This window comes from Streptomyces sp. NPDC091649, assembly GCF_044756785.1.
Taxonomy (GTDB): Bacteria; Actinomycetota; Actinomycetes; order Streptomycetales; family Streptomycetaceae; genus Streptomyces.
This window is the reverse complement of sequence record NZ_JBIVTR010000002.1, coordinates 304,433-327,449: the sequence shown is the minus strand read 5'-3', so window position 1 is coordinate 327,449 and position 23,017 is coordinate 304,433. Positions and strand designations below refer to the sequence as shown.

Genomic DNA, 23,017 nt, shown 5'->3' with positions numbered 1-23,017 from the left:
GGTGGGCACTCAGGCCGCGGCGAAGGGGGAGGGAGGCTTGGGATGGCCGGCCAGTCCACCGTCCGGCACGGCCAGGCCGCCGTCGACGACGAGGGCGTGGCCGGTCACGAACGACGCGGCGGGGGAGGCGAGGAACAGCGTCGCCCCGACCACCTCGTCCGCCGTGGCCCAGCGGCCCATCGGCACATGAGCGGTGAGCCAGTCGGACAGGGGACCGGCCTCACTGGCGAACGCGGTCATGTCCGTCCGCGTCCACCCGGGGCAGAGGGCGTTGACCCGGATGCCCTGGCGGGCCCAGCCGACCGCCAGGCTGCGCGCCAGGGAGAGCTGGGCCGCCTTGGTGGCCGCGTACGCCTCCATCATCGGAGTGCCGACGATCCCCGCGATGGACGACATCAGCACCAGGCTCGCCCGGCCCGACTCCAGCAGATACGGGTGGGAGGCCCGGCAGACGGCGGCCGTGGCGTTCAGGTTGACGGTGATCACGGTCTCCCAGTCGCGCTGCTCGGAGTGCTGGAGCGGGACCAGCAGCGGGCCGCCGTCCTCGGCCGTGGGCAGGGTGCCCGCGTTGTGCACGACGACGTCGAGCCCGCCCAGCGCGGCCGCCGCCCGGTCCACCAGACCCGCCGCCACGCCCGGCCGCGCCAGGTCGCCGTCCAGCGCCACGGCCTTGCGGCCCCGCTCCTCGACGGCGCGGACGGCGGGGTCGAGGGCGGGCAGGGTCCGGGCGGTCAGGGCCAGGTCGCAGCCCGCGTCCGCGAGGCCCTCCGCGACGGCCCGTCCGATGCCCCGCGAGGCGCCGGTCACCAGGGCGCGCGCACCGTCGAGGCGGAAGAGGTCCAGGGCGTTCATGGCAGGTTCCTTTCTGACAGGTCGAGCACGGAGGGGCCGGTCGGCGGCGGGGGCATGCGGGCGGGGGCCCCGCTCCAGGTCAGGAGCGCGCTGCCCCAGGTCATCCCGGCTCCGAACACGGTGAGCAGAACCCGGTCCCCGGGGCTCAGCCCGTGCCGGGCAGCGGCGGCGGCCAGCGCGTAGGCGGCGCTGGCCGCCCCGATGTTGCCGACCTCGTCACCGACGACGACCAGTCGGCCGGGCGGGATGCCAAGCTCGCCGCCGAGCCGCCGGAGCAGTACGGGGTTGGGCTGGTGGCAGACGAAGCACGCGATGTCCGCCACACCGAGACCGGCGCGGTCGAGGCCCTCGGTGATCAGCCGGGGCAGCACCTCGACGATGAAGCGGCTGACGGCCCGTCCGTCCATGCGGATGTGGTGGCTTCCGTCGGCGAGCGTGGCCGGATTCGCCGGCAGCCGGCTGCCGCCCCCCGGGATCAGGACGAGACCGGCCTGTGTCCCGTCCGAGCCGAGCCGGAAGTCCGCGAAGCCGTACGGTTCCGCCACCGGCCCCAGGACGGCGGCCGCCGCCCCGTCGGCGAAGAGCACCGAAGTGCCCCGGTCGGCGCGGTCGAGGAACTTCGAGTACGCCTCCACCCCGACGACCACCGCGTAGCCGTCCCGGTCGGCGCCGCGCAGCCAGTCGTACGCCACCTTCGCGGCGAACAGCCAGCCGGAGCAGGCCGCGCCGACGTCCAGGGCCACGGCGCGGTGCGCGCCCACGGCGGCCTGCACGCGGCAGGCCGTGGCGGGCCCCAGCTCGTCGGGGGTCGAGGTCGCGCAGACCAGCAGACCGACATCGGCGGCGTCGATGCCCGCGGCCTCGACCGCCGACCGGACCGCGTGGGCCGCCAGGTCCGAGGCCGCCTCGTCGGAGCCCGCGACGTGCCGCGTGAGGACGCCGGTGCGCTCCCCGATCCACTCCGCGCTCACTCCGGCGTCCCGGGCGACCTCCTCGTTGGTGCGGGTGCCCGGCGGAAGGTAGGTGCCCATGCCGACGACGCCGACCGGGCGCGGGCCGGACCTCTCCCGGTCCCCTCGGCCGGTCATGACGCACCTCCCCGCTTCCAGGTCAGCCCGGCCGGGGCTGCGTTGACGTCGAGGGCGGCCGCCGGGTCCGGATCGGCTCCGTCGCAGACGCCGAACACCGCCGTCAGCAGCGGCAGATGCTCCATGACCGCGTCGCACAGCCGGTCGACGACCGGGGCGAGCGCCTCGACGTCCACCGGTGCCAGCGTGCCCACGGTGAGCAGCGAACCGGACCAGCGCCGGGCGGCCAGGACGCCGTGCAGCGCGGCCAGCGGCGTGAGGGCCCGGGACAGGCCGGCGTCGCGCAAGCCCGCGGTCACCCGGGCCAGGTCCTCGGCGACCATCAGCGTCGCCCGGGCCTCGCCCAGCAGACCGGCGCGCTCCAGCAGCGGGTTCCACCGCTCGAAGGGGTCCCGGCCGCCGTCCGCGCCGCCGAGCCGCCTCAACTCCCGGGCCAGGTCGTCCCGGTGGCGGCGCAGGACCACGGGCCACCAGTGCGGCGACGTGGTGTCCGGGGTCGGCTCCCGGCCCGTGCGGGCCTCCTCCTCCGGCGACTGCCCCTCCACGAATGAGCGGCCCATGTCGTAGAAGACGAGCTGGCTGTCGCCGCCCGCCGTGTCGAACGCGTGGTGGAAGCCGTGGTAGGCGGAGAGGCCGTGCACGCTCAACTGGCCGGAGAAGCCGCTGCGGTGCCGGCACTCGGAACTGACCCGGGCGGCGGTCCGGACGGTCACGGCCTTGTAGGCGGCCAGCGGCTCGCTGACGGCCGCCCAGGGCGTGAACCCGACCGCCGCGTCCCCGGCGTGCGGTGACGGGGCCGCCGCGGCGGCCGACCGCACGGCGCGTGCCCCGTCGGCGGCGCAGGTCAGGGCGAAGGCGTCGGCGAGGGCCCCGAGCACGGCGGTCTGCTGGCTGCGGTACGTGATCAGCGGGATGCCCGGGGCGAGTCGGCTCTGGGTGCGGCGGCGACGGGCGTAGGAGAGGGCCCGGACGGCGGAACGGCGTGCGGTGGCGGCGGCCACCGCGGGCATCGTCGCCCACAGGCCCTGCCCCACGCGCAGGGTCCGCTGGAGGCGCTGCTCGGGCGACCCGGCGGGATCGTGGAACACTCCGTCCGGGCCGATACGGGCTCCGTCGGCGAGCCAGTGGCCCGCCGGCACCCGCACGCCGTGGAACCGCACCTGGACGTAGTCCAGTGGCAGCGCGTCCAGGGCCACCGGGGAGGACATCTCGACGCCGGGTGACAGACCGCGCTCGTCGGAGAGGGCGACCATGAACGCGAAGACCCCGCGGTCGGCGCCCCCGGCGAAGAGCCGGGCCAGGACGACTCCCGTCTGCGGTACGCCGAAGGTACCGGCGCTGCCGAACTTGGCCGACTCCGGGCCGGGCGTGCGCAGGACGAAAGTACCGTCGGCCGGGTCGAGGTCGGCGCGGGTGCCGGTCGCGAGGTGGCTGTTGGCCTGGCCGGCCTCGGTGATCAGGTAGACGCCCTTGGCCCGGCCCTCCCGCAGTGCCGACAGGTGGGGCTCCAGACGGGCCGGGTCCTCGCAGAGTTCGGTGAGGGAACCGAGGCAGAGCAGATAGTGGACCAGTCCCGCCAGACAGAGCGACGGGTCGGCGACGGCGGCACAGGCGTGGACGGCGGCGATCCGGGCGGGGTCGTCGAGGACTCCCGCCCCCGGAGGCAGCGCCGCGCTCATGGCGCGTAGCCGCCGCAGCAGGACGGGGCCCCGGCCGGGGCCGTGGACGGGCCCGTTGAGGGGGAACCGCCCGGCCCCGCCCGTCGCTCCGCCGGGTATGCCGGGGTCGTCGGCCAGCGCGGTGCGCAGGGTCGCCAGGGCGGAGCGGGACGCGGGATCGAGGGGGCCCTCGACGAGCCGGAGCATTTCGGCACGGGCGCTGTCGGGCAGGGGGGTGAGCAGCTTCACAAATCCTCCGGGAGGTGCGGGAAGGTGCGGGGCGGGGGAGCCGGTCACCACGGGAAGTCCGGCTCCGCCAGCGGGGCGCGCACGGGGGGCGCCGGGGCCGGGCCGGCTGCCAGCACGCGGCGGGCGCCGGTCGCGAGCGCGCCGCCCGTGCCCGCTTCGAAGAGCACGCCCGGCCGGTAGGCGGCCGTCTGCCGCAGCACCGCGGGCACGGCGGCCGGCCGGATCAGACAGTCGGCCAGACGCGCCGCCAGATCGTCCCCGGGGCGGTAGCGGCGGCCCGCCACGGCCGAATGGACGGGGAAGCGGGCGTCGGACCGCGGGTAGGCCCGGAGCGCCGCGGCGAAGGACCCGGCCGCCGCGCTCAGGCCGGGGTGATGGGACGAGAACGGCAGCCGCAGGCGCACCGCGGCCACCCCCGTCTCCGCCGCCGCCTTCTCGGCCCGGACCAGGGCCGGCACCGGCCCGGCGATCACCACCGACTCCTCGTCGTTGACGACGGCCACCACCGCGTCCCCGGACCCGGCCCGGTCCAGCAGGTCGTGCGCGGCCCGCTCGGAGCAGGCCAGCGCCGTCAGCCCACCGGGGCACGAGGTCAGGACGAGGGCGAGGTCGTGGGCCGCGCGTGCGCCGTCGCCGACGGTGAACACCCCGGCGGCCGTCAGCGCGGCGATCTCGCCGAAGCTGACGCCCACGGCGGCGGCCGGTGTCCCGTACGTCCGGCACAGCGCCCGGTGCACGGCCATGGACGCGCCGAACTGGACGAGTTGGGATACGCCCGGAGCGGCGAGCGCCAGGTCGCGTCCGGTCGGCGGCCGCGGCCCCAGCAGCCGTGGGCCGAGCGGATCCAGTCCGCGTTCGGCCGCGGCGGCGTCGACTTCCTCGAAGACCTCCTGGACGGCCGTGCGCAGCCGGCCGGAGGCACGGACGCCCGTCACCAGGGAGCTGACCGAGAAGTCGCCCTGTCCCGGGAACAGGTGGACGGGCCGCTCCGGGCGGCCGGGCGGCCGGGCGGGATTCGCGTTCATCACTTTCCTCCGTTCACTGAAGGCCCTGAGGGAACTCGCGGCCACGGGCCGGCCGACGGGCCGGGGCTCTTCGGGCGGCCGCTGGGGCCGGGCCCCGGAGCCGTCGGGCGAGGGGCGGCCTGCGAGGGCTGTGCACGAGGGGCGCACAGCCGGCCGTGTGTGCGCTCCGCATGGGCACTGTGCACGGCCGGAGAGGGCCTTCACGCTGAGTCTGGGGGGAAGAGAGCGCTCGCCTCGCCGGAGGATGCGCGCGGGCACGTTGAACATGCAACGACGTTGAACCGGCGGGCCCGCAGGCGGCCGACAGGGGGCATGGTGAGAAACGTGCGAGCCCGCCGGATACCGAACCAGGCGCTGCGCGTCCTCCTCGCCGAGGCGGGATGGAGCGGCGCGCGGCTGGCGCGCGAGGTCAACGCGCTCGGCGCGGCGCAGGGCACCGCACTGCACTACGACCGCACGGCGGTGGCACACTGGCTGGCCGGCAGCCGCCCGCGCCGCCCGGTGCCCGCCCTGGCCGCGGAAGCCCTCACCCGCCGCCTGGGCAGAAGGGTGCGCGAACAGGACACCGGGCTCGACGGCACCGGCGGGCCGGGCCGCGACCCGGGGCCGCCCGCCGGCGGAGGGAGCGCCGTGGACCACCTCGACCACGTGCTGCGCGCCACCGACCGGCGCGGCGTCACCCGCGTCGGCGCCTATTCACTGGCCGCCCTGGTGGTACCGCACGGCCCACCGGCAGCCCCCGGCCCGCCGACCGCGGCGACCGGCCCGCCCGGCAGGGTGGGCATGGTCCATGTCGCCTCCGCCCGCGAGATGCTGGGCCTCTTCTCCCGGGTGGACGTCGTCTTCGGGGCCGGGCGGGTGTACGAGCCGCTGCGCCAGTACCTCTCCGCCACGGTCCTCCCCTGGTTGCGGCGCGACATGAGACCCGGCGTCCGGCGCGAACTGCTCACGGTGGCCTCCCGGCTCACCTATCTGTGCGCGTTCACCCACTTCGACATGAACCGCCACGCCGCCGCCCAACGCTTCTACCTCACCGCCGGCGAGCTGGCGCGGGAGGCGGGAGACCGGATCGGCCACGGGCTGGCGCTGCGCGGGCTGAGCGTGCAGGCTCACGCGCTGGGACACTTCGCCGAGGCCCACCACCTGGCCGAACAGGCCGTGGAGGAGGGCCGCCGCTATGCCCCGCCCCACCAACAGGCGTTCTTCCACGGCCAGCTGGCCGTGGCCCTCGCCGCCCGGGGCGACACCCGGCACGCCCGTCACCTGACCGCGGCGGACCGCTGCCTGGAGCGGTCGCCGAGCGGCGACTGGCCGGTCGGCGCCTTCCACCCGGGCTCGCTCGCCCTCCAGCGTGCCGCCGTGGCGGTGAGCCGGGGCGACCGCCGCTCCGCCGCGGCGGCGCTCGACGTCTCCCTGCGCCACCGCCCCGCCGACGAGCGCCGCTCCCGCGTCCTGAGCCTCGCCGAACTCGCCGAGAACCGGCTGGCGATCGGCCACCTGGAACAGGCGTGCGGTACCTGGCACGAGTTCCTGGACGACTACCCGCGCGTGCGCAGCGCCCGCGCCGACGACCGGCTGCGTCTGCTGATCGCCAGGACCCGCTCACACCGTACGAGCCCTGCCGTGGCCGCCCTGCACGCCCGCGTCCGCGAGCTGCGCCACAGGAGTGCGCCAGAGGAGTGAGAGCGGGGCGTCGTGGAACGGCGGGCGGGGGACCGCTCGGTTGTATGGCGTTGGCAGCCTCTCTCCGGACTTCCTCCGCATCGCCCCCGCTCGCGCCCCTCTCCGCCCCCCCGGGGGCGACCACCGGCAGGAACGCATGAACCGAACCAAACGCTCCGACGTCCTCCCCTCCTCCCTCCCCCTCGCCCGGGGCACACTCTCGGTGGCCACGACCTGGCTGCATCCCCACCGGGGCTGGATGGACTGCCCCGCCCATCCGCTGCTCTCGGCCCACGCCCGCCGGGCCGGGTTCCTCGTCGAGGCCCTGCCCCGGCGGGCCGGGGACCCGGCCGGCGGGGGCAAGCCGCCGACGACCGTCTTCGCGGTCTCCTACGAGAGGGCGGAGGGCGGACACCACGGCCTCGCGCTCGCGGCCCCTACCGAGGACCCCGCGGCGATGGCCTTCGCCCACCACCAGATCGAGACCTGGGGCGCGGTCCTGAGGACGCGGCGCGTGCTGTACGTCAACGAGGAGCGCCCGGCCCCGAGCGTCCCGGCTCCCGGCGCTCCGGCCGTCGCCGGCGCGATGGCGGCCGGATCCGCCCGCCTGCGGCCCACCGTGCCGTCGCAGGCGGTGACGGGCTGGCTGGCCTGCGGATGCCCAGCCGCCACGGAATGCCCCTCGGCCGGGTACGCCGAACGCTCGCTGCGCCGCTCGGCGGAGCGGGGGGACCAGGTGGTCGTCGTGGGCGCACCCGTGACCGGTCCGGGAGCGTGGCCGCGCAGGGCTCCGACGGGCCCGACGGGCCGGACGGCCGCGGCGGCGAACCCACGGCAGGCGGAGGAACTGGTCGTGCCCGATCCGGACCGCCTCGCGTTCGTCGTCGCCCCCGGCGCGGTGGTGTCGGAGGCGGCCGAGACCCTCGGCGTACTGCGCCGTCGCTTTCCGCGGCTGCGCGGCCAGCACCCCGGAGAATGGTGCTACACGATGGACGACCTGCGGACGGCCGCCGGTTCGGTGCTCGCCCAGTCCGACGCGCTCCTCGTCACCGGCGGCGGCGACGGTCCGCTCGCCCGCACCGCCCTCGCCGAAGCCGCGCGGACGGGCGTACGCGTCCGGGACCTGACGAGCCTGGACCGCCTGGGCCCCGAGGACGTCGACGGGGCGACCATCACCGTGCTGGACACCCCGGCCGGCGACGGGCCGGGCGGCCGGAGCGTGGCCCAGATCCTCGGCGGCCTGGGCCCGGCCAGCCATGTCCGGCGCACGGTCCGCTCCGAGGCGGTGCCGTCGCCCTCCGGCGCCCGGAGTGAGACACCGGCCCGCGTCTGAGGAGGCGCCCCCCCTGCCGCGGCCGGGGCGGGGCGGTCCTGCGCCCGCGCCCCGCCGGGCAGGGAGCAGCACCGTAAGCCCTGCCCTGGCGGGCCGGGGCACGGCCGCCGTCAGTCCTTCGGCGCCCCGAGCCGCAGCAGGTGCTCGCGCCCCGCGCCCAGCAGCCCCGGCAGCTCCGCCACTTCCGGGTACCAGCGCTTCTCGTACTCCCAGCACACCCACGTGTCCGGGCCCAGCGGGTCCAGGCAGGCCGCCAGCGGAAGCACCCCGGAGCCCAGCGCCACCGGGGTGAGGTCGTCCGCCGACACGACGTCCTTCACCTGGACGTATCCCAGGTGCGGGGCGAGCACCGCATGGCTCGCGGCCGGCTCCTCACCGGCGAGCCAGGTGTGCAGCACGTCCCAGATCGCGCCGACCCGGGGATGCCCGACCGCGGCGACGACCCGGGCGACGTCCAGGCCCGCGCGGTGCGAGTCATGGGTCTCCAGCAGGATGCTCACGCCCATGTCGGCGGCGGCCGGGGCGGCGGCGCCGAGCCGCCGGGCGGCCGTCGCGTCGGCCTCCGCCCGGTCCTGGCCGCCGCCGGGGAAGACCCGCACCCGGGGCGCGCCCAGGTCCCGGGCGAGCTTCACCAGCTCCGACAGTTCCGCCAGGACCGGAGCGTCGTCCCCCTCGGCTGCCGCCCGCACATATCCGGCGAGGGCCGGGATCTCCACCCCGCCGCTCCTGAACGCCTCGACCACCTCGGCCCGTTCCAGCGACGAGAGCCCCAGGTGCACCGGCTCCTCGGGGTGCACGCGCAGCTCCACCCCCTGGTAGCCGTTCCCGGCGGCGAGCCGGACGACGTCGGCGACCGGCGTCCCCGGCACTCCGAGGGTGGAGAAAGCGAGCTTCATGGTGCGTGTCCTTCCCTTGAGCCGACGCCCCGCTCCTGCCCGCCGGGGCCGGTGGCTACTCCCGGGGCGCCGGCCTCCTCAGCCGACGCCCCGCAACAGCCGCTCCAGGCTGCCCAGCAGTTTCAGCGCGTCCTCGCGCCGCGCGCCATCCAGCGCGCCCTGGCCGAACACCGCCCGGTGCTCGGCCTCCCGTACCCGCTCGGGGGTGACCACCCGCAGGGCGGCGGCGGCCTGCCGGGCGAACATCGCGAGCAGGTCCAGCTCCCGCACGCCCGACCGCGCCTGCGGAGAGGGGTCCAGCACCTCCAGCACGCCGAGGACCCGGGCGTCGCTGATGAGCGGGGCCGCCATCAGGGCGTTCGGCACGTACGCGGTCGACTCCGCCAGCGAGCGGTCGAAGGACGGATCGGCGCTGAGGTCGTCCACCACCATCGGCTCGCCGGAGGTCGCCACCCAGCCGGCGATCCCCCGCCCGGCCGGGAACCGGCGGCCCACGAGGAAGTCCTCGCCCTGCCCGGACACGGCCTGGAAGACCAGCTCGTCCGCCTCCTCGTCGAGCAGGAAGACCGAACTGGCCTCGGCCCCGAAGATGGCGCGGGCCACGTCGACGACCGACTGGAGCAGCTCCCCGCGCGGCGCGTCGGCGGCCGGGGCGGGCGTGGTGGAGAAGGAGGTGGCGGAATCAGTTCTCGGAGTCATCACGGATATCTCCTGCCGCAGTGGAGGACCGCGGCGCGTGGCGCACATTGGCCGCGGACAGATAGAGGGCGTTCTTGAGCTGGAAGGCCGTCATCCGCGGATGCGCGGACAGGACGCGGGCGCAGAGCCCGGCGACGTACGGCGTGGCGAAGCTGTTCCCGGTGGTCCGGATCGTCCGGCCGCCCAGCCACGGCACGGTCACGTTCTGACCCGGTCCGAAGAACTCCACCGGAGGGTCCGGGTTGTACAGGTGCAGTTCCGGGTCGTCCTCCTGGTGGCTGCCCACCGAGATCACCGACGCGAACCGCCAGGGGAAGCTCTCCACCGGCGTGTTGTGGGCGGAGGCGACGATCACCGTACGGGCGAAGTAGGCGCTGTCGGCCAGGTTGTGCAGTTCCTGCGCGAACCGGGTGCGGGTCGTGGACAGGCTGAGGTTCACCACGTCGAAGCGCTGCTCCACCGCCCAGCGCAGCCCCGCCATCAGGATGTCGCCGGTGCCGGAGAACCGCTCGCCGAGCACCCGCACACTGTGGATCTCACAGTCCGGGGCGGTCCGGCGGACGATGCCCGCGCAGGCGGTGCCGTGCCCGCAGGTGTCTCCGGTGGTCGTCGGCTCGACCGTGGTCTCCCCGCTCTCCCCGTCCTTGACGACCACCCAGGAACCGGCCAGCGGGCCGATCAGCGGATGATCCCGTTCCACGCCCGAATCCACCACGCACACGCGTACGCCGCGTCCGGTGGCGGGCCCGGCGGGACGTCCGCCCGGCGGTCCGGCGTCCGCCAGCACGGGGACGTCCTCCGGGCCGCGTCCGCGCAGACTCCAGGTCAGCCCCTGCCCCGGGGCCGTGCGCACGCCCGGTTCCGTGGTCGTCATCGCTCGCTCCTCTCCCTCGTCGTGGCCATCGGCCGGGGCGGGTGCGCGAGGAACCCGGAGACCCGGCGCACCCCCGGCAGATGCCCCTTGTCCGTGAAGTGCGCCCCGGCCGACCGGGCGCAGACCTCGGCCTCAGGCCGCCGTCCCAGGGCGGCGAGCGTGTGCGCCCGGTCCAGTTCGGCCGTCGCCTGGACCAGCGGGGAATCGGTGAGCAGCGAGGCCCGCACCGCCCGGACCGCGTGCCCGGCCGCCTCCTCGGGGCGCTCCCGTGCCGTCAGCCGGGCCCGCAGCCCCGCCAGGTCCACCGCGTCCGCACGGCTCAGCCCCGACGTGTCGCCGACCCCCGCCAGCCGGGCGGCGGCCCGGTCCTCCCGGCCCCCGTCCAGCTCCAGGCGGGCCGCGTCCAGCGCCACCGCCGTCCGCATCCCGGCCGCCCCGGTGCGCCGGGCCGCCGCGTCCGCGCGGCCGAGCAGGTCCAGCGCGGCGGCGCTCCGGCCGAGCAGCGCCTCCACCGTCGCCCGGAACACCGGGAGGAACACCTCCGCCTCGGCGAACCCCAGCTTCCCGGCCAGCCGCTCCGCCTCGGCCAACGCCCCGTACGCCTCGTCCGGCCGGTCCTGGAGCGCGTACAACACCGCCAGCGGGCAGTTGAGAGTGACCCGGACCGTCGGCCGGCCCGCACCGTGCGCCGCCAGCAGCGTCCGGCAGCGGGCCACCGCGAGGGGCACCGGAACCGGACCGCGCCACAGGGAGACGCCGATCGCGCCGAGCGCCCCGGCCCGTTCCTGCTCCGCGCCGGCCAGCACGGCGTGCTCCAGGGCCCGCGCCTGGTCCCGCTCCGCCTCCTCGTGCCGCCCGGAGCGCTGGAACTGCTGGGCGAGCCGCAGATGGGCCCGCGCCCGGCCGGCCGAGTCCCCGGCCGCCTCGAACACCGGCAGCACGGCCCGGGCCACGGCGGCCGGGCCGGGGCCCGGACCGCCCGGGCCGAGCACCGCGAGCGCGAGGCGGGCGTGCGCGGCCTCCACCGGGTCGGACCCGGAGTCCCGCACCTGGCGCAGCAGTTCGGCCCCCTCCCCGGTGCTGCCCAGCGCCACCCGTACCTCGCCGAGCCGCCGCGTCGCCCCCGGGTTCCCGGGGCACAGGTCCACCGCCCGTTCCAGCAGCCCGCGCGCCCAGTGCAGGTCGGACCGGGCGGCGGCCTGCGCCCCGGCCCGGCCCAGCGCGGCGGCGGCCCGCTCGCGCAGCCGCCGCGCCCGATCGTCCAGGAGGCCCAGTTCCGCGCGGTAGCGGTAGGCGCGCTCCAGATGGCCGCCCACCGCCGCGTCGCCGCTCCGCAGCACGCTGGGCAGTTCCGCCGCCCAGGCGTGGCGTTCGGCCTTGGCCCGCTTGGACAGCGAGGCGTACGCGACCTCGTGCACCAGTCCGCTGGTGAACCGGTACGCCGCCTCCCGGCTCCCCGGCGGCCCCGACTCCACCAGACGGCGGCGGCCCAGCACCGCCAACGCCTCCTCGACGCGCCGCCGGTGCTCCGGCGCCGCCCCCGCCGCGTCGGCGAGGGGCCCGGCGGAGCGGCCCTCCCCGGCCCGTACGGACAGCTCCAGCCGGACCAGTTCCGGCGCGGTGAACTCCCGGCCGATCACCGCTGCCAGGTCCACCACGCCGCGCTCCGCCCGTGCCAGGGCCCCGATGCGGGCGCTCAACAGGGCCTGGAGCGTGGGCGGCAGGTCCTCGCCGGAGACCGGGCCCCCCGGCCGGTCGCCGACCAGGAGCTGTTCCAGGTGGAGCGGATTGCCTCCGGCCCGTGCCAGGAGCCGGTCGTCCACCGGGGCGTCAGGCCCGCCGCCGTCCGGCCCGCCGAGACCGGCGGCCAGCCGCGCCGCGTCCTCGTACGGCAGGCCGGTGAGCTGGAGATGCCCGGCAGGACCGAAGCGTTCGCCGTCCCCGTCCGGACCGGTGGCGCCGTCCGGGCCCCTCGTGCCGTCCGGACCGGCCGGTCCGTCCGGCCGCCCGGCGCAGAGCACCAGCACACCCGCGCACCCCGAGCCGTCCGTCAGCCGGTGCACCGTGCGGACCAGCAGCGGGGCCGCCGCGTGCCAGTCGTCCAGCACCAGCACGACCGGGCGCATCCGGGCCGCCCGCCCCAGGACCGCCGCCAGGGCCGCGCACATGTCCTCGAAGGGCGCGTTCGGTGTGCCGTCCCGCAGCAGGCCCCCGGACAGGAGGGCCATCGCGTCGTCGACGCCCAGCCCGCCGGCCGCGTCCTCGGCGTCGTCCGCCGGACCGGACGCGGACGCGGGAACGGCCAGCGAACGCACCGCGTCCGCCAGCGGGGCGAGGGTGCCGTGGTCCCCGTAACTACGGCACCGCCCCGCGCCCCGGGCGAGGGCCCCGGACGCCGACCGCCGCGCCAGCCACTCCCGTATCAGCCGGGTCTTGCCGATGCCCGCCTCGCCGGTGACCCGCAGCAGCCCGGCCCCGCCGCCGCGCACGGCCCGTTCCAGGGCGGCGTCCAGGGCTCGGTGCTCGGCGTCGCGGCCGACGAAGGGGACGTCGAAGCGGCGCAGCAGCTCGGGGTCGTCCGCGCCCAGCGCGAGCAGCCGGTAGGCGCCCACGCTGTCCCGCTTGCCCTTCAGCCGCAGCGGCCCGGTGGGCTCCGCGCTCACGGTGGGACCGGCGGCGAGCAGGGTCCCCGGCCCGATGAGGATCTCGCCCGGGCCCGCGTGCTGCTCCAGCCGGGCGGCGACGTTGACGGTCTCCCCGGAGACCAGGGCCTGCCGGGCGGTGGCGTCCGAACCGGCCACCACCTGCCCGGTGTTGACGCCGATACGGGTGGCCAGCTCGATGCCGAGGGTGGCGTCCAGCTCCTCGTTCAGCCGGGCCAGCGCCCGGCGCATCCCGAGTGCCGCCGCGAGGGCCCTGCGGGCGTCGTCGTCACGGACCACCGGTACGCCGAAAACGGCCATCACCGCGTCCCCGATGAACTTCTCCGGGGTCCCGCCCCGCGCCACGATCTCCGCGCTCATCGCCTCGAAGTACCGCAGGGTCACCGTGCGCAGCGTCTCGGGGTCGAGTACTCCGGACAGGGCGGTCGACCCGACGAGGTCGCAGAAGAGCACGGTCACCGGCTTGCGCTCGTCACCGGACGGGTCGGCGGGCGCGGGGCCGGAGCCGGGGGGACCGGCGGTCGCGCACGGCGTCCCGCAGGACGAACAGAACCGGGCCGTCGGCGGCAGGTCCTGCTGGCACGAGAGGCAGTTCATGGCGGGTCCTTCTCTCCCGGGGGCCGTGCGGCCGGCGGTCGGGCGCCCGAGGCGCGGGCGGTCGGGCGGTCGGGGGGTCGGGGGGGACGGGGGCCCGCGGTGCCGGGGCGTCGTGACGTCCGGGCGGTAGGGGCCCGGCGCCGATGCCGGTCACCGGAGCCGGGCCCGTACCGCCGATCGGCCGCCGGTCAGAACAGCGCGCCGCCGGCGATCTCGCCGTGCGCCTGGACCTCCGGCCCCACGGCGTCCAGCCGGCCCTTGACGTCCAGCAGCAGGGCCAGCTCCTGCGGGGTCAGCTCGCACAGCACCTCGCGCTGCTCCTCGGTGAGCAGGTCCACGGGAAAGCCCGCCTCGTACAACGCGTCCGGCAGCACCGGCCGTTCGCTGTTCTCGGGTGATCCGGTCATGATGTGACTCCCATCGGTGGGACAGGTCCGGCTCCCCGCAGCGACGGCGCCGGTGCGGAGCGCCCGAGCCGGACGAACAGCCGGGTGAGCGCGTCGAGGGAGTGCAGCGCGCTGACCGCCACGGCCGCTTCCGGCTCCCGGCCCAGCGGCATTCGGTCCAGCAGCGCGTACAGCTCGTCCAGGTGCTCCGTGTCGAGCGCCGAGTGCTCCCGTACGGTCCGCAGCGCGGCGGCGGGCAGCCCGGTCAGCCGGGCGATGCGGCCGGTCAGGCCGGGGGCGGGCGCGTAGCCCTCCAGTACGGCGATGTAGCCGAGCAGGGCGACCGGGTGGTGGTGCTCGATCCAGTAGTACTGGGATCCCACGAGCGAGGCGACCAGGGGGGAGGGCAGCGGGCCGAGGGCGTCCTCGGGGCTGCCGCCCGCCGCCCGGAGGTCCTCCAGCAGCCAGGCGTCGTGGCCCTCCTCCTCCCGGATGTGCTTCTCCAGATACGCGGCGAGCGGCCCCGCCAGCGGGTCGCCGGAAGCGGCCCGGACACGGGCGCGGTCGAGGGCCAGCTCCATCAGGGGGACGGAGGCGCGGATGACGGCGTACATGGTGCACAGATACGTCCGGTAGCGCGGCAACAGCCCGTCAGCACGCCACATGTGGTGTGTGGCGTCCCGGAACTCCGGCTCCAGCAGCAGCAGTTTGACCCGGAGGCGCGCGGAGGCCGCCGCGCCGCCGGTCCGTGAGCGGCCGGCCGCCGGACCCCCGGGCCGGGCGGCCCGCTCCACGGTGCTCATCGCGCCTCCCGTCCGGCTGCGCGGACGCCGCCCTCCGGCAGGAGTGGTGCTCCCGTGACGACCAGCGGCGCGTACGCCGCACAGCCGTGCCGGCGCACGACGCCCTGCGCCCCCTCCCGCGAGCCGCGCACCGCTGCCGTCAGGTCCAGCAGCGCCCCGGCCGCCCCGCCCGCCACCGCACGGGCCCCGGCCGCCGCCTTCTCGTCGCCGCCGAGCGCCCGGCAGCCCTCGCAGTACGAGCCCGTCGGGGGGCCGGAGCCGTACCGGGCGGCCAGATGCGCGGGCCCGACCGTGCGGAGCATGCGCAGCACCGGGGACTCCAGCGCCCGGCGGCGCACCGTCGCCCAGTCGTCGGCGCCGATGTGCCCGAGGTCCAGATGGGCCGGGGCGGGCCGCCGGTCGACGGTGTCCTGGTTGCAGCAGGCGAGCACGCGGCCGTCGAAGGCGACCACCGGCCAGGCCGCCATCGAGCAGGGCGACGCCGCCGCGGGGTCCGGGCCGGTGCGGGCGGCCCCGGCCCAGGCGGCGGCCCGCCCGAACGGCCGCACCTCGTTGACCAGGCACGGAACCCGGCCGCCGAACTCCTCGTCCACCGCCCGGGTGAGGCCGGCGAGATACGGGTCGGACGCGCCGGTCCCGGTGAGATGGAAACTCACGGCCACGCCCTCGTCCCGGATCCGGTGCAGGGCGCGGAACACGTCGGCTCGCGGCACCTCGCGTTCGTGGTGGATGTCGAGGGAGGCCGAGAAGTGGTCGACGGAGCGGATCGCGCGCAGGATCGCGGGAGGAACCGCCGTACCCCGCCGGCTTCGGCGGCCCCCGGGCCGGACGAAGAACATGCCGCTGAGCAGCGCGGTACGGGACCCGGCGCCGCGCGCCGACGTGCTCAGCCGTTCGACGAGCGCGGGCAGCAGCAGCGGCTCCCCGCCCGTGAGCATGACGACGTCGGGCCGGTCCTCCTCGGTGAACGATCCGACGAAGAAAGCCAGTTGTCCCGCGTCGGGCTCCTCCCGGGTGAACAGGTCCGACCCGGTCGAGCAGTGCGCGCAGCGCAGCGGGCAGCGCCGGGTGAGACCGAGGAGCAGACCGGCGGCCGGGAAGGGCCGCCGTGCGACGAGTTCGGCGAGTTCCATGCGGGCCGCCTCCTTCGGGGCCGGGGCGCGTCGGGCGCGTACCCAGGCTGCGCGCCACCGGTTCACGGACGGTCCGGCGGCGCTTCGGCGACGGTATGGGCCCAGGTAGCGGCAGGTTCCCGGGCCGCCGCCGGGGCCGGAAAACGCTGGTCCCTCCCCGCCCAACTGGCGTGATACCGACGCCATACCGGGGCCGAAGCGATCGCCAGGCCCGGCTCCCTAACTTTCTCGGCAACGGCGGGCACCGGCCCGCCGCACCGGACACCGGAGGGCATCCCGGAGCCCGGGGCACGCAGTGACGAGTGGATGGAGACCACCATGTCCGAGAACACCAAGCCGGCCGCCGACGACGCCAACGAGACCCCCGAGGTCGAGGCGCACTCCGTCCTGGACCTCCAGGAGACGTCCGTCAACGCCGACCGCGACATCATCGCGCCCCCCGGCAACTGCATCAGCGTGCTGAGCGTCGTCGAGAACTGACCTCCCGCACCGGACGCCCGGGGTCCGTCCCCGGGGCTCCGGCCCCCGCAGTGACGAGTGGATGGAGACCACCGTGTCCGAGAACACCAAGCCCGCCGCCGGCGCCGACGAGACCCCCGAGGTCGAGGCGCACTCCGTCCTGGACCTCCAGGAGACGTCCGTCCAGGGCGGCGAACAGACCGACGGCAACTGCATCAGCGTGCTGAGCGTCGTCGAAGCGCAGCGCTGACACCACCGGGCCGTGCGCCGCGGCGGGACGAGGCCGACACCTCGCCTCCGCGGCGCCCGGCCGGCGAACAGGCGCTACGGGGCGGCTCCGTGAACACACCGGAGCCGCCCCGCCGCGCTTCCGGGCCGCCCCGTGCCCGACCCCTCCCGTCCCCACGGACACCCCTCGCACATGCCCTGCCCGACGATCTCCGGGAGCCCCCGATGGCCACGTCGCTCCGCTCGAACCGGGATTTCCGGCTGCTCTGGATGAGCGGCCTCTTCGCCGTTCTCGGCAGCCAGATGGGCGCCCTCGCGCTGCCCCTGCTGATCCTCAAGGAGACCGGCTCCGCCGTGCAGGCCGGCGCGGTGGGGACGGTCTCCGTCTGCGCCGTGCTGATCACGATGCTGCCGGGCGGCGTCATGGCCGACCGGGTCGAACGCCGCCGCCTGATGAGGCTGTGCGACGTGGGGAGCCTGGCGGCGGTCACCGCGCTGACCGTCGCCGTGTGGAACGGGGACGCCCCCATGGCGCTCGTCCTGCTGGTCGCGACCGCCGGCGCCGTACTGAACAGCGTCTACGCGCCCGCCGCCTTCGGCCTGATGCGTGCGGTCGTGCCGGCCGACCAGATGGGCACGGCGACCGCCCGGCTCCAGGCGCGCACCTCGACCGTGCGGCTGGTCGGCCCGCTCGTGGGCGGAGCACTGTTCGGCGTGCACCAGGCCCTGCCCTTCACCGCCCAGTTCCTCGGCCTGTTGCTCTCGACAATCTGCGTGGCGCTGGTGCGGACCCGCTCCGAGGCCAGGACCAAGGCCGGTTCGGTGTTCAGCCGCCGCGAACTCACCGCCGGACTCGCCTTCCTGTGGAACCTGCCCTATCTGCGGACGGTGCTGCTCGTCTTCGGCCTGGGCATGAACTTCGCGTTCGGCGCCCTCACCTTCACCGCGCTCGCCGTCTTCTCCGACAACGGGCGCTCCGGCCTCGGCGGCGGCTTCGTCATCGCCTGTGTCTCGGCGGGGGCCCTCGTCGGCGCGCTGATCGCGCCCCGGCTCGCTCCGGACCGCCATGTCCGCACCCTCATCGTCATCACCTGCTGGAGCTGCGTCTCGACGGCCGCCGCGCTGGCCTGGCTCAGCAGCGCGCTGGTGGCCGGACTCCTGTGCGCGCTCTGCATGTGCCTGTCGACGATCGCCAGCATCGGCTTCCTGTCGACCCTGCTGATCATCACCCCGGAGGACCGGCTCGGCCGGGTCCAGAGCGCGGCGTCCTTCCTGTCCTCGGTCGTCCAGCCGTTCGGGCCGCTCGCGGGCGGCGTCCTGCTGACCGCCCTGGGCAGCCGCGCCGCCTTCGGGGTGACCGGGTGCGTGCTGGCCGTCTCGGCGGCCGTGGTGACCCTCGCCCCGTCCGTCCGGGCCGGGGCGGCCCCCGCGCCCGCCCGCGCGGACGCGCCCGTGGGGCCCGCTCCCGGAGCGGACCCGTACGAGGAACCCGTACCCGATCCGGCCGCAGGGGCCCGCACCCGCCGGGGAACGGCCGCGGAAGAGGCCGCTGCCCGCCCCGCCCACGACACCGCCGGCCGTCCCGGCGCACTCTGAGGAGGAACACCGTGCCCGGACCGCAGCAGACCCAGCTCTACTGCCTCGCCGACCGTACGTACTACGACACCCCCGCCCGGCTGCGCGATACGGGGACCCGCTTCCCGCTGGACTCCGCCCCGCCCCCCGAGGGCTGGCGCCGGGCCCCGGCCGGCCTGTGGACCTCGCTGCTGCCCCAGCGGGGAGAGCCGGCCGCGCAGGGGTGGAAGATCCACGTCTCCACCGTCCCGGAGGAGGCCGAGGCCACCCTGCGCGACACCACCCGCGTCTGCCTCGCCCACGGGGTGCCGTTCAAGTTCCTCCGCAGCGAGCAGGCGCTCCTGCTGATGTCCGGCAAGTACATGTCCCGCTCCGGCGCGGGGAAGTTCCTCACGCTCTACCCACCGGACGAGACCGTCTTCCTCCGGGTGCTCGACGAGCTGACCCGCGCCCTCGCCGGGCGGCGCGGCCCGTACATCCTCAGCGACCTGCGGATCGGCGACACCCCGGTGCACGTCCGGTACGGGGCCTTCACCGCCCGCTGGTGCCGGGACGCGGACGGCGAGCGGGTGCCCGCCCTGCGCCACCCCTCGGGCGAACTGGTGCCCGACGAGCGCGGGGTGGTGTTCCGGGTGCCCTCGTGGGTCACCGTCCCCGAGGCGCTGCGCCCGCACCTGGCCGCCCGCGCGGCGGCCGGGGACGCCGCCTTCCCCTACACCGTCACCGAGGCACTCCAGTTCTCCAACGCGGGCGGGATCTACCTGGCCCGGCACCGGGAGACCGGCCGGCGGGTGGTGCTCCGCGAGGCCCGGCCGCACTGCGGGCTCGACGCGGCCGGCGACGACGCGGTGACGCGGCTGCACCGCGAGCACCGGGCCCTGACCGCACTGGCCGGACTGGACTGCGTACCACGGGTGCACGGGGTGACGACCGTGTGGGAGCACCACTTCCTGATCGAGGAGCACATCGAGGGGGCGACCCTCCTGGAGGAGATCGTCGCCCGCTTCGCCCTCGTGCGCGGAGCGGACACGGCCGCCGAACTCGCCCCGTACACCGCGTGGGTGGACTCGGTGACCGCGCAGCTCACCCGGGCGCTCGCGGCCGTGCACGCCCGGGGCCTGCGCTTCGGCGACCTGCACCCCAACAACATCATCGTCCGCCCCGACGGCCGCGTGGCCCTCATCGACTTCGAGTACGCCACCGGCCTCGACGACGAGAACACCCCCCTGGCGGGGGCGCCGGGCCTCCAGGCGCCCGCCGGGACCCCCGGGGCCGAGGCCGACGCCTACGCGCTCTGGGCGACCTGGCTCACCATGCTGATGCCCCTCATGGAGATGGCCGGGCACGACCGTGCCAAGGCCCTGACCCTGGAACGCTGGGCCCGCCTCAGATACGGCCTCGCGTCCGACGCGGGCCCCCGCCGCCCCACCGCCCTGCGGACCGTGGCGCGCGACGGGGAGGACGGCATCGCGGCCCTCCTGGACGGCCCCGCCCCCGACTGGGCGGGCCTGCGCACCCGGCTGCTCGCCGGAATCCGCGCAGGGGCGACGCCCGAGCGCCGCGACCGGCTCTTCCCCGGCGACCCGAAGTCCTTCGCCGCCGGCGGCGGCGACCTGGCGCACGGGGCCGCCGGCGTCCTGTACGCCCTCCACCGCGTCGGCGCCCCCGTCCCGGACGCCTGGACGGACTGGCTCGTGGACGCGGCCCGCCGCCGTGACCCCGCCGCGCCCGGCGGCCTGTTCGACGGGCTGCCGGGCACCGCCGCGGTGCTGGCGCTGCTCGGCCGCCGGGACGAAGCGCGGGAGCTGTACGCGCGGGCCGCCGCCGCGCCCGCCCCCGCCTCCGCCGACCTCCTGACCGGCCGCGCGGGCACGGCCCTGGCCGCCCTCCGGCTGGCCACGGCCAACAGCTCGACCCCGGACGCGGAACTGCTCGACACGGCCCTGCGCACCGCCTGGGACCTCGACTGCCTGGTCCGGGGCGAGGCCGTGCGGGGCGGCGGCCTTACCGCCCCGCCCTCCGCGGGGCTGCTGCGCGGGCTGAGCGGCGTCGCCCTGCTGCACCTCGAACTCCACGCGCTCACCGGCGAGGAGTGGCTGCTGCGCGCCGCCCGCACCGCCCTGTACCGGGATTCCGGCCACTGCGTCGCCATGCCCGACGGCACCGTCCAGGTCAAGGACGGCCGCCGCCACCTGCTCTACCTCGACCAGGGCAGCGGCGGCTTCGCCCTGGTCGCCCGCGCCTATCTGGCCCGGCACGAGGCGCCCGCGCTCGCCGCCCTGCTGCCCGGCGTGCACCGGGGCTGCACCAACGAGTTCGTCCGCGAGCCTGGGCTGTTCACCGGACGGGCCGGACTCGTCGCCACCGCGCGCCAGTTGGAGCGGGGCCCGGCGGGGGCGGGCGTCCTCGCCTCCGTAGGCAACCTGTCCTGGCACCTGATCGCCGACGGGGACCGGCTGCTGGTGCCGGGCGCGGGGCTGCGGCGCTGCTCCGCCGACCTGGCCACGGGGGCGGCCGGACTGCTGCTGGCCCTGCACTTCCTGGCCGGGGCGGAAGCCGGCGCGACCTCGGCCGGGGCCCCCGCCGGGCACCGGCCGAGCGATCTGCTGAAGCTGCTCACCCTGGGCTGAGCGGACCGGCCGTCACCGCCGTGCGGACGGGTACGCCGGTGTCCGCGGGCCCGCCGTCGGGGGCGGGGGCGCCGGTGCGCGCCGGTACGCGGACGGGGGCCGGTGCGCGGACGGGGGCCGGTGCGCCGGTGCGCGACGGTGCGCCGGTGCGCGACGGTGCGCCGTCGTGCCCGGACGCGTCCCGCTCGCGGGCGTACAGGCCGAGCAGCCGCGGCACCTCGTACAGGGCGGCGTGCGCGGTGACCTCCCCGGCGGGCGAGGTCACCGCCCCGGCGTCGATCAGCGACTCGACGGCACGGATCGCCGCCCGTTCCCCGCAGCCCAGCGCCGCCGCCGCCCGGTCCAGGGTGAGGCCACCGTCCTCCGCCGGCCCGGCCAGCCGCCCCAGCACCCACCGGTCGGCGTCCGCCAGGTCCCGCCAGCCGGACGCGATCCGCCGCCGCACGGAGACGTCCCCGGCGACCAGCTCGTCCAGCGCGGCCGACGGGTCCTCCAGCCGCGCCGCGTACTCCGCCAGCGGCAGATGCCGCAACACCGCCAGCCGCATCCCGCTCACCTCCACCGCGAGCGGCAGCGCCCCGCAGGCCCGGACGATCCGCGCCGCCGCCCCCGGGTCGGTCCGCAGCCGCCCGGCCCCGATCAGCTTCCCCAGCAGCTCCAGCGCCTCACCGTGCGCGAGGGCGGGCAGCGCGATCCGGTGCACCGGGGCGAGACCGGCCAACTGCCCCCGGGCGGTCACCAGTACGGAGCACTTCCCCGACCGGGGCAGCAGCCCCCGTACGGACGCCTCGTCCGGCACGTCGTCCAGGACGACGAGCGCCCGGTGCCGGGCCGTCCACCGCAGCCAGGCGTCCGCCGGAGCGGCCGCCGCCCCGCTGCCGTCCGCCTGCCCGCCCTCCACGGAACCCGCGTTCCCCGCAGTCATCCCGCACAGCCGCCCCAGCTCCGCCAGGACCTCCGCCCGGCCGCGCGCCGTACCGTCCTCCCGGCGTACCCGGACCTGGACGCGGCCGTCGGGGAAACGGTCCGCCAGCAGATGTGCCGCCCGGGCCGCCAGGGCCGACTTCCCCGCCCCGGCCGGGCCCGAGACGACCACCACGCGCTCCTCGCCGCCGCCCAGCACATCGAGCAGGTCCCGCAGTTCCTCCCGGCGGCCGGTGAACGCCCCGGTGGGGGCGGGCAGCGCCACCGCGCTCGCCGCCTCCCGGGCGGCGGCGGGCCGCCGGGCCTCACGCCCCCGGCCGAGCATCGAGCGGTACAGCGCCGTCATCGCCGGACTCGGCTCCAGGCCCAGCTCCCGCGCCATCAGCTGCCGGTAGTCGTCGTACACCGCCAGCGCCTCGGCCTGCCGGCCCGACTGGTGCAGGGAGTTCATCCAGGCGGCCCGGAGCCGCTCCCGCAGCGGGTGGCGCTCCACCAGGTCCCGCAGCCCGTCCACCGCGACGGCGGCCCGGCCCAGCTCGATCTCGGCCTCCGCCCAGTCCTCGTACACCGTCAGACAGCGGGCCTCCAGCCGGCCGGCCTCCTCGGCGACCCCGGCGGAGTCCCGCAGATCGTGCAGCGGCGGCCCCTCCCACAGGTCCAGCGCCTCGCGCAGCCGCCGGGCCGCGCCGGGCAGATCACCGCGCTCGGCCGCCGCCCGCCCCGCGCGGGCCAACGACCCGAAGCGCAGGGTGTCCAGCTCGCCCTCGGCGATGCGCAGGAGGTAGCCGCCGCAGCCGTGCACCACCCGGCCCGGCCCGCCGTCCCCGGCAGGCCCCAGGAGCGCCCGGGCGGCACTGACGTAGACCTGGAGGTTCTTGCGGGCGGTACGGGGCGGATCGTCCGGCCACACCGCGTCCGTCAGCACGTCCACCGGTACGGGGGTGTTGGGGCGGGCCAGCAGCGTGGCGAGGACGAGGCGCTGCTTTCGCGGGCCGAGCGGCAGTTCACGGCCGTCCAGCCGGGCGGCGAGCGGGCCGAGGAGGGAGAAGTACACCGCGCCGGCGGAACCGGTACGGGCGGGAGGTCGGGTCATCAGCGGGCCTCCGGGAACGGGGACGGGCGGCGGACTGGGCCGTACGCACACCCCGATCCTGCTGCCGTGCCCCACCCCCGCGCATCGGGGCGCCACCCGCATGTTCCGCCCGGGCGCCCGACCGAAACCGCCCGGCGCCCCCATGCGGCCCGCCCCGGCCCCCCATGGGCGTCCCCGCGCGGACCCGGCG

At 76.8% G+C, this 23,017-nt stretch carries 18 protein-coding genes; 6 read left to right on the top strand and 12 right to left on the bottom strand.

Features of this window, described 5'->3' with window-relative positions:
- Positions 1-9: 9 nt before the first annotated feature.
- From ACIQMU_RS06620 to ACIQMU_RS06605, 4 genes are read right to left on the bottom strand one after another with little or no spacing between them, the layout of a single operon-like run.
- Entirely contained in the window at positions 10-852 is an 843-nt protein-coding gene (locus ACIQMU_RS06620; RefSeq protein WP_352241779.1) for an SDR family oxidoreductase, read from the bottom strand.
- Positions 849-1,940: a ketoacyl-ACP synthase III gene (locus tag ACIQMU_RS06615; RefSeq protein ID WP_352241780.1), complete on the bottom strand. Its 1,092-nt coding sequence runs from the start codon at positions 1,938-1,940 to the stop codon at positions 849-851. The genes ACIQMU_RS06620 and ACIQMU_RS06615 overlap by 4 nt, the downstream gene beginning before the upstream one ends.
- Positions 1,937-3,847 carry an acyl-CoA oxidase gene (locus ACIQMU_RS06610; protein WP_352241781.1) on the bottom strand — a complete coding sequence of 637 codons (1,911 nt, stop codon included), beginning with the start codon at positions 3,845-3,847 and terminating at the stop codon, positions 1,937-1,939. Before ACIQMU_RS06610 ends, ACIQMU_RS06615 begins: the two co-directional genes overlap by 4 nt.
- 44 nt (positions 3,848-3,891) lie before the next feature.
- Positions 3,892-4,872 carry an acyltransferase domain-containing protein gene (locus ACIQMU_RS06605; RefSeq protein ID WP_352241782.1) on the bottom strand — a complete coding sequence of 327 codons (981 nt, stop codon included), beginning with the start codon at positions 4,870-4,872 and terminating at the stop codon, positions 3,892-3,894.
- Between the two features lie 312 nt (positions 4,873-5,184).
- On the opposite strand from ACIQMU_RS06605, the gene ACIQMU_RS06600 reads away from it, so the two are divergent.
- Both ACIQMU_RS06600 and ACIQMU_RS06595 read left to right on the top strand, forming a co-directional pair.
- The gene (locus ACIQMU_RS06600; protein WP_402688327.1) at positions 5,185-6,555 is read left to right on the top strand and encodes a hypothetical protein; all 1,371 of its coding nucleotides are present in this window, start codon (positions 5,185-5,187) and stop codon (positions 6,553-6,555) included.
- 136 nt (positions 6,556-6,691) lie between these two features.
- Positions 6,692-7,867 carry a 4-hydroxy-3-methylbut-2-enyl diphosphate reductase gene (locus tag ACIQMU_RS06595; protein WP_352241784.1) on the top strand — a complete coding sequence of 392 codons (1,176 nt, stop codon included), beginning with the start codon at positions 6,692-6,694 and terminating at the stop codon, positions 7,865-7,867.
- A 110-nt stretch (positions 7,868-7,977) separates the two neighbouring features.
- Here the strand turns inward: ACIQMU_RS06595 and ACIQMU_RS06590 are convergent, their stop codons facing one another.
- The 7 genes from ACIQMU_RS06590 to ACIQMU_RS06560 form a co-directional block, all read right to left on the bottom strand.
- Positions 7,978-8,763: a sugar phosphate isomerase/epimerase family protein gene (locus ACIQMU_RS06590; RefSeq protein WP_402688326.1), complete on the bottom strand. Its 786-nt coding sequence runs from the start codon at positions 8,761-8,763 to the stop codon at positions 7,978-7,980.
- 78 nt (positions 8,764-8,841) lie between these two features.
- A complete protein-coding gene (locus ACIQMU_RS06585; RefSeq protein ID WP_352241786.1) occupies positions 8,842-9,462 on the bottom strand; it encodes a GAF domain-containing protein in 621 nt (206 codons plus the stop codon).
- Positions 9,446-10,336: a S8 family serine peptidase gene (locus ACIQMU_RS06580; RefSeq protein WP_352241787.1), complete on the bottom strand. Its 891-nt coding sequence runs from the start codon at positions 10,334-10,336 to the stop codon at positions 9,446-9,448. Before ACIQMU_RS06580 ends, ACIQMU_RS06585 begins: the two co-directional genes overlap by 17 nt.
- A complete protein-coding gene (locus ACIQMU_RS06575) occupies positions 10,333-13,596 on the bottom strand; it encodes an adenylate/guanylate cyclase domain-containing protein (protein WP_402688325.1) in 3,264 nt (1,087 codons plus the stop codon). Before ACIQMU_RS06575 ends, ACIQMU_RS06580 begins: the two co-directional genes overlap by 4 nt.
- A gap of 188 nt (positions 13,597-13,784) precedes the next feature.
- Positions 13,785-14,003 (bottom strand): aroma-sacti cluster domain-containing protein, encoded by a 219-nt coding sequence (locus ACIQMU_RS06570; RefSeq protein WP_352241789.1) that lies wholly within the window; start codon positions 14,001-14,003, stop codon positions 13,785-13,787.
- Entirely contained in the window at positions 14,000-14,785 is a 786-nt protein-coding gene (locus ACIQMU_RS06565) for an iron-containing redox enzyme family protein (protein ID WP_402688324.1), read from the bottom strand. Before ACIQMU_RS06565 ends, ACIQMU_RS06570 begins: the two co-directional genes overlap by 4 nt.
- The gene (locus ACIQMU_RS06560) at positions 14,782-15,918 is read right to left on the bottom strand and encodes a radical SAM protein (RefSeq protein WP_402688323.1); all 1,137 of its coding nucleotides are present in this window, start codon (positions 15,916-15,918) and stop codon (positions 14,782-14,784) included. Before ACIQMU_RS06560 ends, ACIQMU_RS06565 begins: the two co-directional genes overlap by 4 nt.
- Positions 15,919-16,236: 318 nt before the next feature.
- Between ACIQMU_RS06560 and ACIQMU_RS06555 the strand changes: the two genes are divergently transcribed.
- From ACIQMU_RS06555 to lanKC, 4 genes are all read left to right on the top strand, one after another.
- Positions 16,237-16,398 (top strand): hypothetical protein, encoded by a 162-nt coding sequence (locus tag ACIQMU_RS06555; protein ID WP_203685822.1) that lies wholly within the window; start codon positions 16,237-16,239, stop codon positions 16,396-16,398.
- A gap of 73 nt (positions 16,399-16,471) precedes the next feature.
- A complete protein-coding gene (locus ACIQMU_RS06550) occupies positions 16,472-16,627 on the top strand; it encodes a hypothetical protein (protein WP_352241871.1) in 156 nt (51 codons plus the stop codon).
- Between the two features lie 203 nt (positions 16,628-16,830).
- A complete protein-coding gene (locus tag ACIQMU_RS06545) occupies positions 16,831-18,201 on the top strand; it encodes an MFS transporter (protein ID WP_352241791.1) in 1,371 nt (456 codons plus the stop codon).
- Positions 18,202-18,212: 11 nt separating this feature from the next.
- Positions 18,213-20,810, top strand: coding sequence for a class III lanthionine synthetase LanKC (lanKC, locus tag ACIQMU_RS06540; protein WP_352241792.1), 2,598 nt, complete (start codon positions 18,213-18,215; stop codon positions 20,808-20,810).
- Here the strand turns inward: lanKC and ACIQMU_RS06535 are convergent.
- Entirely contained in the window at positions 20,797-22,827 is a 2,031-nt protein-coding gene (locus ACIQMU_RS06535) for a BTAD domain-containing putative transcriptional regulator (RefSeq protein WP_402688322.1), read from the bottom strand. The two genes, lanKC and ACIQMU_RS06535, sit on opposite strands and share 14 nt — an antisense overlap.
- Between the last annotated feature and the right edge of the window lie 190 nt (positions 22,828-23,017).